Raw genomic sequence first — 12,981 nt, forward strand, 5'->3', positions numbered from 1 at the left:
GTCATTCTGCCCGGCCCTAGATGTCGTCGATCGAGGATGATTCGAAGCGGGTGGAAATGTTGATGCCGAGCTCTTCCGCAGCGCGGAACACCTCGTCATCCGTGTCGCGCAGGCTGACGGCGGTTCCGTCCGAGGACAGCACCTCGACGTTCAGGCACAGCGACTGCATTTCCTTGATGAGGACCTTGAAGCTCTCGGGGATGCCGGGCTCCTGGATGTTCTCACCCTTGACGATGGCCTCGTACACCTTGACGCGGCCGAGGATGTCGTCGCTCTTGATGGTCAGGAGCTCCTGCAGGGCGTACGCGGCACCGTATGCCTCGAGCGCCCAGACCTCCATCTCCCCGAATCGCTGTCCACCGAACTGCGCCTTACCACCCAGCGGCTGCTGCGTGATCATGGCAGTACGGACCGGTCGAACGCGCGTGGATCTTGTCGTCGACGAGGTGGTGCAGCTTCAGGATGTACACTGTAGCCGACCGAGATCGGGTTCGGGAACGGCTCGCCGGAGCGGCCGTCGAACAGCTGCGTCTTTCCGGTGGAGTCGATCAGTCGCACGCCGTCGCGGGTCTTCGTCGTCGAGTCGAGGAGACCCTCGATCTCGATCTCGAACGCGCCGTCGAACACCGGGGTGGAGACCTTGGTGTTCGGTGCGGCGTGGTGCGCCTGCTCGGGCAGGTTGGCGGCCCACTTGGGCTTGCCTTCCACGTCCCAGCCCTGCTTCGCGATCCAGCCGAGGTGCGTTTCGAGCACCTGGCCGAAGTTCATGCGACCGGGGATACCGAGCGGGTTGAGGATGATGTCGACCGGGGTACCGTCTGCGAGGAACGGCATGTCCTCGATCGGCAGGATGCGGGAAATAACACCCTTGTTGCCGTGACGGCCGGCGAGCTTGTCACCCTCGGTGATCTTGCGCTTCTGGGCGATGAAGACGGCAACACGCTGGTTGACGCCAGAGCCGAGCTCGTCGTCGCCATCCTGCGAGTCGAACACCTTGACGCCGATGATCGTTCCGCGCTCACCGTGGGGCACCTTGAGCGAGGTGTCGCGAACTTCGCGGCTCTTCTCGTTGAAGATGGCGCGCAGCAGGCGTTCCTCGGCGGAAAGCTCGGTCTCGCCCTTCGGCGTGACCTTTCCGACCAGGATGTCGCCGGGGCGGACCTCGGCGCCGATGCGGATGATGCCACGCTCGTCCAGGTCTGCAAGCAGGTCCGGGGAGACGTTCGGCAGGTCGCGGGTGATCTCTTCCTTGCCGAGCTTGGTGTCGCGGGCGTCGACCTCGTATTCCTCGATGTGAATCGAGGAGAGGGTGTCGTCCTTGACCAGGTTCTGGCTCAGGATGATCGCGTCCTCGTAGTTGTAGCCTTCCCACGGCATGAATGCCACGAGGAGGTTCTTGCCGAGGGCGAGCTCTCCGTTGTCGGTGGCGGGACCGTCGGCGATGACCTCGCCGGCTTCGATCCGCTCACCTGCGGTGACCATGACGCGGTTGTTGTAGCTCGTGCCCTGGTTGGAGCGCGCGAACTTGCGCATGTAGTAGTCCTGCGTGCCACCCTCGTCAAGCTGGATGGTGACGACGTCGGCCGAAACCTCCATCACCACACCGGACTTGTCGGCGGTGATGACGTCGCCGGCGTCGATGGCCGCGAAGACCTCCATGCCGGTACCGACGAGCGGGCTGTCACTCATGAGGAGAGGAACGGCCTGGCGCTGCATGTTCGCACCCATGAGGGCGCGGTTCGCATCGTCGTGCTCGAGGAACGGGATGAGGGAGGTCGCGACGGACACCATCTGGCGCGGGGAGACATCCATGTAGCCGATGTCTTCTGCGGGGAAGAGGTCGACCTCGCCACCCTTCTTACGTGCGAGGACCCGGGGCTCGGCGAACCGGGCGTCCTTGGTCAGCGGCGCGTTGGCCTGGGCGACGATGAACTCGTCTTCTTCGCTCGCGGTCAGGTAGTCGATGGTCGTCGTGATGACGCCGTCGACGACACGACGGTACGGGGTCTCGATGAATCCGAAGGCGTTGATCCGCGCGAACGAGGCGAGCGAACCGATCAGGCCGATGTTCGGGCCTTCCGGGGTTTCAATCGGGCACATGCGGCCGTAGTGCGAGGGGTGAACGTCTCGCACCTCGACGCCGGCGCGGTCACGGGACAGACCACCCGGGCCGAGCGCAGAGACAAGCGGCGCTTGTGGGTGAGTCTCGGACAGCGGGTTGTTCTGGTCCATGAACTGCGAAAGCTGGCTGGAACCGAAGAACTCTTTGACCGCGGCTGACGACTGGGCTTGCGCGTTGATCAGGGTCTGCGGGGTGATCGCTTCGATGTCCTGCGTGGTCATGCGCTCGCGGACGACGCGCTCCATGCGGGACAGGCCGGTGCGGACCTGGTTCTGGATGAGCTCGCCGACGGCGCGGATACGACGGTTACCGAAGTGGTCGATATCGTCGATGTCGATGCGGATGTCGGTGGGGACGCCCTCACGGATGCCGGAGATCGTGGTCTGGTTGTCGTGAAGGGCAACCAGGTACTTGATCGTGGCGAGGATGTCCTCGAGGGTCAGCACGGAAGAGCTGAGCGGCGCTTCGATGCCGAGCTTGCGGTTGATCTTGTAACGACCAACCTTGGCCAGGTCGTAACGCTTGGAGTTGAAGAAGAAGTTGTCGAGGAGCGCGCGGGCTGCCTCTGCGGCGACCTGCTCTCCCGGGCGCAGCTTGCGGTAGATGTCCTTGAGGGCTTCTTCCTTGGTGAGGATGTTGTCCTTCTCAAGGGTGAGCTCGATGGACGCGAAGCCCTTGAACTCTTCGAGGATCTGCTCGCTCGTGAGGCCGAGTGCCTTGAGGAACACGGTCACGGACTGCTTGCGCTTGCGGTCGATGCGAACGCCGACCTGGTCACGCTTGTCGATCTCGAATTCGAGCCAGGCTCCACGGCTCGGGATGACGCGGGCGGAGTAGATGTCCTTGTCGGAGGTCTTCTCCTGCTCACGGTTGAAGTACACACCGGGCGAGCGCACGAGCTGTGAAACGACGACACGCTCGGTGCCGTTGATCACGAAGGTGCCCTTGGGGGTCATCAGCGGGAAGTCACCCATGAACACGGTCTGGGTCTTGATCTCACCGGTGAGGTGGTTCATGAACTCAGCGTTCACATAGAGGGGTGCGGAATAGGTCTTGCCCTTTTCCTTGCACTCGTCAATGGTGTACTTCTCAGGCTCGAGCTCGGGGTTGGTGAACGACAGCTGCATCGTTTCGCCGAGGTCCTCGATCGGGGAGATCTCTTCGAAGATCTCGTCGAGCCCGGTGCGGGTCGGGAGGTCCTGGCGACCTTGCGCCTGACCTTCTTCGACACGCTTCTTCCACTTGTCGTTTCCGACAAGCCAATCGAAGGACTCCGTCTGCAAGGCGAGCAGGTCCGGGACCGTCAGATTGTCTGTGATCTTTGCGAACGACAGACGCCCTGCAGCGCGGCCGTTCTTGGGTGAGTTGGTGGTTGCGTTGCGCGCAGCAGCCAAGGAAATAACCTCCGTAGACCCCGTCAGGTCTAGTCACTGTTAGTAATGAATTCCGAGTACGCTCCCCAGACCCTCAGTTTGATACGAGGTATGCCTCAAGGTGGCTTGAGCACGCAAAGCCGACCGCAATATGAAGGCATAGATTTGTCTGGGAGCGCAAAGATCAACTATAGGCTCTCTTTCCCCCTATGTCCACCCCAATCTTGACCTTCACCATTTTCTCAGGTATAACCCGCCGCATCCGCTCCCCCGCCCCGCCGCCCACCTTCCGCGAGAGCGGAGAAATGGCCCTTTCGGCGCCGCTGAAGGGGCCTATTTCGTACTCTCGCGGAGTGGGGGTGGGGGTGGGTGGGTGAGACTGGGGGAATGAGCAGGTCAGAAGTGCAGCATCCGTCGGTCACGTTGAAGCTGAGCGGTTTGACCGCGGAAATCGTGCCGGACCGGTTCGTTCCGGGGAGCTTCGAGCTCATCGTCGACGGCACGCCGCAGTCGCACGTGAACATCGACAACCCCGGTGAGTTGTTCTTCGAGTACGTGCAGCGGATCGGGCACGTCATCGACCTGCTCGGGGACGTCGGCGAAGCGATCACGGCCGTGCACCTCGGCGCGGGTGCGCTCACCCTCCCCCGGTACGTCGAGGCGACGCGGCCCGGCTCGCGGCAGCAGGTCGTCGAGATCGAGAGCGACCTGATCGACTTCGTGCGGGCCGAGCTGCCCTGGGACAAGCGCGCGAACCTGCGGGTGCGGCACGGCGACGCCCGCGAGGTGCTCGCCAAGCTGCCCGCCGGGCTGCACGGCACGACCGACCTCGTCGTCGTCGACATCTTCTCGGGGGCGCGCACCCCCGCCCACGTGACGAGCCGCGAATTCTACGAGCTCGCCCGGCCGCTGCTGAGCCCGCGCGGGGTGCTCGTCTTGAACGTCGCCGACGGGCCGGGGCTCGCCTTCGCGCGCGCGCAGGCGGCGACGCTCTCCGCGGTGTTCCCGCACGTGATCGGCCTCGCAGAGACCCAGGTGCTCAAGGGGCGCCGGTTCGGCAACATCGTGCTCGTCGCAACGCTCTCGCCGGTCGACCTGACCTGGGTGCCGCGGCTGCTCGCCGGCGGCCCGCACCCGGCCAAAGTCGTCGAGGGCGCGGAGCTGCGCCAGTTCATGGCGGCCGCGCTCGTGACCACGGATGCGACGGCGACGCCGTCCCCGCTGCCCGGCCGCACGGTGTTCCAGATCGGCAACTGAGCCGGAGCAGAACATGAACGTTTGGTGACGTTGCGGCCCCGCGAAGGGGCCCCCGGCGACGAAGACAAATCGTTGCAATAAAAAACCCGATCGAGGCTGGAAAAAACCACTAGGCTCCGAGAAACTGTCGTGCACGGTAGCGCGCTGATATCCGGGGGTCCAAGCGATGTCTGCTGTCGAGTTCGAACGTGTGTCCTTTTCCGAGCGACTACGCCGCAGCGTGTCGCCGATGATGCTGCTGCGCACTGCGGGCGTTGCCGCCGCCTCCGTGGCCGCCGGCCCCCTCGTGCTGATGGTCTTCCTCCTTCTCGGTGGCACCTTCGTCGGCGGTCGGCTGGCCGAAACGGCCGACGGCGCACTCGTCTGGGCCACGATCGTCACCACGCTCATCACCGTCGTCAGTGCCGCGCTCCTGGTCTTCGGAATCGTCGCGGTCGGGGTCCTGCACCGCCGGGCCCACCTCCCCCAGGGCGTTCGCGCGAGCGCGCCCCGGGTCGGCCGCTCCCTGCTCGGCGCGGCGCGCACCTTCCCCGGCTCGCGCTCGCCCTGCTGCTGACGCTCGTCGCCCTGGTGCTCGCCACGATCCTGGCGCTGCCCGCGAGCGCTGCGGCCCTGATCGTGGCCGTTGTCCTGTTCGTGCGGAACGCCCGCGTGCGCGAGCCAGAGGGAAGGCGATTCACCCGCGGCACCCGCATCGCCCTCGTGGCCGCCATCCCGTCCGTTCCGACGCTGGCCCTGCTCCTCCTCCTGCCCGCCCTGCTCGCGGCCACGCTCGACGCTCCCCGCTCCCTCCGAGCACTTGTCCGCACCGCGATCATCGGCCTGCGCCAGCGCCTGGTCCCCCTGCTTCTCTTCGTCGTCGTGGGCGCCGGTGTATCCGCCGGCCTCACCTGGGCCGGCACCGCTGCATCACGCGCGATCGACGGCGACGGCACCAGCGCCACCGGGCTGCTCGTGCTCGCGGCGATCCTCGCGGCACTCCTCGCCCTCACCGGGATGGCCCTCGCCGTCATCGTCGCGGCCGTGCCCGGCGCATCCGCCGCGACGACCGCGGGCACGAGCGCGCCGCGCCGCCCGTGGCAGCGCACCCTGCCCCTGACCGCCGCCGGCGGGCGGGTCGCCATGCTCGTGGTCGTCGCCCTCGTCGCCGGCGTCGTTCCGGCCGTCACCGTTGCGGCACCCGCCCAGGCGGCGGGCGTCACCCCGTCGACGGCGGTCGCGCCCGCACTGATCGAGCCCGTGCTCAGCATCGGATTCGACGGCTTCGGCGCGACACCCGTCCTCTCGGCCGAGGTCACCGTTCCGGACGGCGACCCGATGGGCACCGTACAGTTCCTCGACGGCGCCGTCCCCCTCGGCGCCCGGGTCGCCCTGGCCCTCGCGCCCGGCGACCCGCACGTCGCCCGCGCCTCCCTGAGCGGCATGGCTCCGCTCGATCCGGGCTCGCATCCGCTCAGCTTCAGCTTCGAACCGGCCGGCACCGCCGTCGCCGCCGGCACCTCGAACGTGCGCATCTGGTCGTTCCTCGCCGACACCGAGGTCACCATCAGCACGGATGCCGCCGCCGCGGTGAACGGACCGGCGACCGTGACCGTGACGGTCGCCCCGACCTACGCCACGTCGATGAAGCCGGACGGAACCGTCGACCTCACCATCGACGGGACCACCGAGACCCTCACCCTCGTGGACGGCTCGGCGGAGAAGCAGGTCACCCTCCTTTCCGATCCGTACATCACCGCCGACTACGCGGGATCCGCCCTGTTCAAGCCCAGCTCCGGCCACTACCAGGTCGGCGCGGTCATCGTCCCTGACCCGACCCAGATCGTCGCCACCGTCTACAACCCGCCGTTCACCCTCGGTACGGTGATCAACGCCTCCGCCGTCGTGACGGCGCCGAACGCCGACTACGGCACCGTGGTGAAGGGGACGATCCAGGTCTGGGCGGGCCAGACCCTGCTCACCGAGTCGTCCAAGCTGACCCAGACGCTCAGCATCCCCACGACCGCCCTCCACGCGGGAAGCACCGACCTGCGCTTCGCCTTCGTTCCAGCCACCGGATTCGAGGCCTCCGAGACCACGTCGACGATCACCATCGCCCCGGCCCGAACGAGCGTCTCCGCCGCCCTGCAGCCGGCCTCCTCACCGACACTGGTGCCGCGCGGAAGCGCCCACGCGATGACCGTCGACGTCACCTCGGATCTGGACGGACCGCGCACGGTCGAGGTGCGCAACACCCGCACCTCCGCCCTCGTGGCCACCGGCAGCGTCACCGTCACCGACCAGCACGGCACCGGAAGCGTGGTTCTCACGGGACTCCTGCCGATCGGCAGCTACACGCTGGCGGCGACCGTGGTCGGCGACGCCGACCACGCCCCGGCCACATCCGCCGGCCAGACCGTCTCGATCGGAGCCGGCCTCACGAGCACCACGCTCACCATCTCGGCGGGCGCCGCGACGGTCGACACGGTGGAGATCGGCACCCCCGTCACCCTCGTCGCCACGACGACGGCAACCGCCGGCGAGACGACCCTGCCCGGTGCCGTGACCTTCACCCTGCCCGACCGCTCCTCTGCACGAGTAGACCTCGCCGCCGACGGCACGGCGCGCTACACGTTCACTCCGACCCAAGCGAGCACTGCCGCCGTGCAGGCCTCCTACTTCGACACGACGTCTCAGTACGAGCCGTCGAACGCGACCGGTGCGCTGACGGTCGCGTTGGCAATCGCCTCGACCCCCGTCGCCGTCTGGACGGGCGACCTCACCCCGAGCGACCGCACCCTCACCCTCAGCTATGCGGCGGCACCGAACCGCGCCGTGCCGACCGGCGGCATCCGCATCCTGGATGCCTCCGGCGGCATCCTCGCCACGGGCAACCTGGCAGACGGCTCGGTCACCCTGCGGCTGTCCGCACCCGGTGCGCACCCCGTGCTCCGCGCCGAGTACACCGGCGACGGCCTCTATGCCACGCGCACCGACGTGGTGCCGGTCTCCGCGCTACGGAACTACACCCCTGTCATCACCGTCGGCGCCCCCGCCTCGGCGCCGCTCGGCACCGCCTTCCCGGTGACGGTCGACCTCAGCGGCGTTCCGCTCGACCTCGTGACCCAGGTGAACCTCACGGCGACGGCCCCGGATGCGACGGTCAGCGACCTCGGCACGATCACCCTCGACACGGCAGGCCACGGCACCGCGGCCCCCACCCTGCTCGTCGCCGGGGCCCACGGCATCCGTGCGGTGGTCACCTTCACCGCGGCGAGCGAACTGGCGCCTGCCGCTTCGGACCCTGCCGTCACGACCGTGCAGCCGGTTCCCGTCCCCCAGCTCACGGTCTCCCGGACCGACCCCGGCGCAGCGCTCGTCGCCGGCGCGTCCGTCGAGCTGACCATCACGGCCGCCTGGCTCTCCTTCTCGTCGACGGGACTCGCCGCCGGCACACGAGCGGATCTCCTGGACGCCACCGGCACGGTCATCGGCACCACGCAACTGTTCGGGTCCCCTGAGGGACTGAGCGGAACGGTGACCGTCGCCAACCTCCGCGGAGGCACTCTGGCCGTGCATGCGAGCGTCGAGTACGGGCCGTTGCGGGCCTCCACGTCGAGCCCGGTCCTCGACCTCGCGGTCAGCGCGCCCACGACCGACCTGTCCCTGGCCGTTCAGCCGGTCACGGTCGGCGACAGCCTCACGGTCACGGTCACGGCCGAGCCGAGCGGCACCCTGACGGGGTCCTCCCGTTCGGTGCCGGCCACGGTCACCGTGCTGGGCACCGACTACCCCCTGAGCCTGATCCGCAGCGGCGCCACCGGGTTCTTCCGCGGCACGGTCGCGGTCCCCACCCTGCACGCAGGGTCCCTCGCCCTGTCCGCGTCCACACCGGGTGACGGTGTCGACACGAGCGCCGCGACCGCGGACCTGACGGGCACCGTGGACAAACGCGCCACGAGCGTCGCGGTGGTCGTCCCGGACGGGGCTCGCGCGGGCGACGCCCTCCCGGTCTCCGCCCGGGTGCTGCAGGCCGGCTCCCAGACCAGCCCCGCGCCCACCGGCACGATCATCCTCACCGGTTCGAACGACACCCTCTGCGCCGCAGACGGGACCGGCGCATGCACCCTGCCCGGGGCATCCGTGCGGATGGGCGAGAACACCCTGTACGCGCACTACGACGGCGACGCCGACAACGAAGCGTCGCACAGCGTGACGCAATTCACCGCGTCAGCCCGGGGCACGGACCTCGCGGTGACGTTCTCCCCGACCCCCGACGAGTGGGTATACGGCGAGCCGATCACCGCCAGCTGGACCACTACGACGACCGGTGCCGCCGCCGTCGGCCGGGTGTACTTCGACCTCCCCGGCGTCGGATGCAACGGGCCCGCGCTCGCGGGCAGCTGCACGCTCACCCCGGTGACGACCGCCCAGTCGGCACCCGTCAGCACCGAGTACACAGTCACCTTCATCTCGCGAGACGACGCCCCCGGCGCCGTCGTGAGCGGAACGGCCGACGCCAGGCTGTGCGTATACCCGATCGTCTTCGGAACCATCGACTACAGCAACTCCGTGCGCTGCGGTGACGACAAGCTCGGCGTCGTCACCGGCAGCCTGCTGCGCGCCACGGCATACGCACATCCCGACTACGCCGTCGACAGCTGGACGATCGACGGCTCGATGCGTCTTTCGCAGGGACGATCCTTCCTGTTCGTCGTGACCGGATTCATCCGCGTCGGCTACACCGAGCACTACGCGCCGACCTGCTTCACCCTGAAGCTGACCCCCACGGTGGACTGGGGCCTGCTCGACCCCTACGCGCAGGGCTGGGCGCGCGCGAATACCCGGCCGAACTGCGCCAGTCCGTACGGGTCCACCGCGCAGGAGCTGGCCGACCAGAAGACCGGCTTCTCCCGCTATGCAGCGGGCACCATCGTGGACCTGACGCTCGTTCCCGCCAACCTCTCCGAAGAACACACCCAATCCGAATTGGAGCTCGACACCCTCACCGGAGCGACCCTCACCGGCCCGTACTCCGCCCAGGTGGCGATGACCGCCGATCGCGCGGTCGCCGCCACGTTCCGCGTCAAGGCCTGCACGGTGGTCGACCTCCCCGTTACCGAGGGCGGCAGCGTCGCGGTGACAGCCGCCGATCGGCCGTCCACCAGCTGGGGCCTGAAGCCCTCGTCCGGAGCCTGCACCGTCGGCGGCGAGGCCGGATACGTTCCGGGAACGAAGATCACCGTCGTGGCCACCGCGAAGCCCACCGCCGCGTTCGGTTCATGGCTCGGCGGCTCGTCGCGCGACAACACCGCGACGACGCTGCTGGCGGCTCCGACCGGAAAGCTGCTCACGAGCGCTGCCACCACCGCCACGACACAACTCACCGTGCCGTGGGAGGACAGGTTCCAGGTCGGAGCCCAGTTCAGCATGGTCAAGTGCGTGACGGTCACCGTCGTCTCGAAAGCGATCCGCGACTACTTCGCCGCGCGCACGGGCGAGCCCGCCGGTGCCACGTGGGCGAAGGACGGACCCCTCACGCAGTGCGGCGACGTCGCATCCACGACCACGACCAGCAACAGCGCACTCGGCGGCTACCACGTGGTCACCACCACAGACTCGATGGTTGCAACGGGACGCCTGTCCCTGACCACGACCCAGCCGGAGTACGGCATCATGGGCTGGCGGGGCTACACCGGCAACACCGCATCGGTGCGCTGGAGCAGCAGCACCGAACAGGGTGTCGTCTGGAACGGCAACCCGGGGACGTCCGGGGGAACGACGATCGACCTCGCCCGGGTGAACAGCGCCATCACGCTGACCGCCGGCTGGTACAACGCGAGCTGCAAGCCACCCATCGTGAGCCTCCCGCAGGGCGGCTCCTACATGATCGCTCCCCTGTCAGCCGACGAGAGTTATTGCGAACGCGCCGGCGAACTGCCCCGGGGCCAGGCCGGCTACCTGCTGCCTGCCGCCATCGCCGGGTCCCCCAATCTCGTGCCGATCACGAGCATGGTCAACGCCTCGGGCCTGGACGAAATGGCGGAGTTCGGCACCTCCCAGGGCTTCTTCGAAGGTCGCGCCAAGGTCTACGGCGGCGGCAGCTATCGCCTCGAGTACTGCGCACCGATCGGGCTGAACGTTCGGGTCATCGACGATTCGGGCCAGGCATCCGCCCTCGACCCGGAGACCGCCAAGAAGATCGTCGTCGACGACGGCGGATGCCCGCCTCTCTATTCGCGCCCCGGCCGCACCGTGACCACCGCCGTGACCGTTGCCGGGCAGTACACCTACTCGGTGGGGGAAGCACCGACGGCACCGGCCCGACACGCGTGGTGGATGCCCAGGGCAACGTCTCCGGCCCGAACACCCTCGACCTGACGATCATCTGCTACACGATCTCCGGGAAGGACCTGTCGGCGACCACGCCCGGCAACTGCCCGGGAGGGGCCGGCAACCGGTACACGCGCGGCACCACGGTGCAGCTGCAGGCCGAGGACATCGAAGGCAACCGCTTCGACGGCTGGGACTACGCCGACGCGTCGAGGGACCAGACCGCGTGGGTGATCATGGACAGGGACCGCTACGTCGAGGCCAAGATTCACCGCTACAGCACCCGCGAGAAGGTCGGCAACTGGTTCAGTTCGATCAGCCAACGCATGCTCGCCGCCGTGATCACCGTCGCGACGGGGGTGTCCCTCGCCCAGTTGATGGTCGCCAAGGTCGCCGCCGTCGGGCTGAAACTCGCGGCAGCCGGCCTCAGGGCCGCGGGAGCCGGTGGTGCGGTCGCCGACGCGATCGACAAGGCCGGAACGGTCATCCAGGCACAGGTCGACCTCGCGATGCTCGCGACGAAGTGCCTCAACGACTGGGCGAACGGCAAGGGCGAGATCCTCACCCTGCCGTCCTCGAACAGCGCGACACCCACGCTGGGCGCCGGCGCGGGGCTCGGCCCGAACGCGACGGCCGAGGACATCTTCAACGCCGCCAAGGCCGACCTCCAGACCCGGATCGCCGCGAAAACGGGGTACAGCGGCGCGGTGCCGATCGGGGCGGTGACGAGTGACGTGGGAACGTTCATGAATGTCGTCGGATCGTTCGGCGAGAACCTCAGCATGTACGGCTCGGACGCAAAGACGAACTGGAGCAGCTACGAGGCGTCGATGAAGGCGTGCATGGCCGAGGGAGTCGACTCCTACGTCAAGGACACGTACACGGGGTACTAGCGGGGTGCGGCGAGCGGACCGGGGCCGGGCCGGAAAGTTCGCCGGCACACCCCGTACGGGTGTCGCCGCGGCATGGTCGGGATATCCTGTTAGGGAACCCGATCGTCCGCGGCACACCCGGCCGCCCTTGCCTCTGGACTACACCCTGCCCATCATCATTGGTTACGACGCCGTCACCCTCCGTGAAAAAGTCGACCTGCTCGCCGCCGGGCAGCGCCTCGACGAACTCGGCGAGTTGCGCAGCCTGTCCGCGCTCAACGAGAAGATCGCGCTGCTGCGCCTGATCGGACGCCTCGACGAGGCCTTCGACATGGCCAACGCCGCCCTGCGCCAGGCCCGGTTCACCGGATCCCGGGAGGAACTCGCGGCCAGCCGCATCCGCCGGGCCCAGGTGATGCAGTTCCAGGGCAAGCTCGATGAGGCCGCGAGCGAGCTCACCCACTGCGTTCTCGAGGCCGAGACGCACGAGTGGAGCGCGGTTGCGGCGTTCGCGCGGGAGAACCGCGGGAAGGTCCTGTTCGAGCAGGGCGACCTCGAGGGGGCCCTCACCGACCTCACCGCCGCCGTGTTCCTGCGGGAGAAGGCCGGGGCATCCGTCGAGCAGCTCGAAGGGTCTCTCGTCGCCGTCGCGGTCGTCGAGTCCATCATCGCCGAGCGGGGCCAGGGCCGCTAACCCCCTGGCGCGTGCTCGCGCCCGCGTCGGTTTCCGCAAGCCGCGCCCGCGATGTGGGAGCGGGCTGCGCAAACAGTCGCGACGGCAGTCGCGGGAACGGACCACGCGGAGGACGCTGCGGCAACCCGGTGGTCGATGTCGGTGGACGGGGCATTCTGGGGGAACGGGCGTAGCCGGTTCCCCCACTGTTCCGGATGCGCGGGCACACGGTAGGGCAGGCCCCGCGGCAGCGGGCCGGTGCAGGAGGAGTCGGGAGGTCGCAGTGGACGAGTGGATGCCGCCGCACGAGCCGGCACAGGGATGCGCACTCCCGCCGACGCAGCCGCGTGGAGTGCGGCATGCCCGGCGTTC

7 protein-coding genes and 1 pseudogene are annotated in these 12,981 nt (G+C 68.3%); 5 read left to right on the forward strand and 3 right to left on the reverse strand.

The annotated features are described in order from the left end of the window. Positions 1 to 16 precede the first annotated feature (16 nt). From RGU41_RS20985 to rpoB, 3 genes and pseudogenes are all read right to left on the reverse strand, one after another. Positions 17 to 400, reverse strand: a complete 384-nt coding sequence (locus tag RGU41_RS20985; RefSeq protein ID WP_416173155.1) for a hypothetical protein — start codon at positions 398 to 400, stop codon at positions 17 to 19. Then, positions 372 to 470, reverse strand: a complete 99-nt coding sequence (locus tag RGU41_RS20990) for a hypothetical protein (protein WP_416173156.1) — start codon at positions 468 to 470, stop codon at positions 372 to 374. The genes RGU41_RS20985 and RGU41_RS20990 overlap by 29 nt, the downstream gene beginning before the upstream one ends. A 58-nt stretch (positions 471 to 528) precedes the next feature. Further along, positions 529 to 3,516: pseudogene (gene rpoB, locus RGU41_RS13810) on the reverse strand (DNA-directed RNA polymerase subunit beta); the annotation flags it as partial. A 366-nt stretch (positions 3,517 to 3,882) separates the two neighbouring features. Here rpoB and RGU41_RS13815 point away from each other — a divergent pair. The 5 genes from RGU41_RS13815 (at position 3,883) to RGU41_RS13835 (ending at position 12,630) form a co-directional block, all read left to right on the forward strand. Further along, positions 3,883 to 4,752, forward strand: coding sequence for a fused MFS/spermidine synthase (locus RGU41_RS13815; protein ID WP_322136561.1), 870 nt, complete (start codon positions 3,883 to 3,885; stop codon positions 4,750 to 4,752). A 190-nt stretch (positions 4,753 to 4,942) separates the two neighbouring features. Further along, positions 4,943 to 5,308 carry a hypothetical protein gene (locus tag RGU41_RS13820; protein ID WP_322136562.1) on the forward strand — a complete coding sequence of 122 codons (366 nt, stop codon included), beginning with the start codon at positions 4,943 to 4,945 and terminating at the stop codon, positions 5,306 to 5,308. A gap of 14 nt (positions 5,309 to 5,322) precedes the next feature. Continuing rightward, a complete protein-coding gene (locus RGU41_RS13825; RefSeq protein WP_322136563.1) occupies positions 5,323 to 11,112 on the forward strand; it encodes a hypothetical protein in 5,790 nt (1,929 codons plus the stop codon). Next, positions 11,064 to 11,957 (forward strand): hypothetical protein, encoded by an 894-nt coding sequence (locus RGU41_RS13830; RefSeq protein ID WP_322136564.1) that lies wholly within the window; start codon positions 11,064 to 11,066, stop codon positions 11,955 to 11,957. Before RGU41_RS13825 ends, RGU41_RS13830 begins: the two co-directional genes overlap by 49 nt. 127 nt (positions 11,958 to 12,084) lie before the next feature. Further along, positions 12,085 to 12,630 carry a hypothetical protein gene (locus tag RGU41_RS13835; protein ID WP_322136565.1) on the forward strand — a complete coding sequence of 182 codons (546 nt, stop codon included), beginning with the start codon at positions 12,085 to 12,087 and terminating at the stop codon, positions 12,628 to 12,630. Positions 12,631 to 12,981 lie beyond the last annotated feature (351 nt).

This window comes from Cryobacterium sp. 10C3, assembly GCF_034314285.1.
Taxonomy (GTDB): Bacteria; Actinomycetota; Actinomycetes; order Actinomycetales; family Microbacteriaceae; genus Cryobacterium; species Cryobacterium glucosi.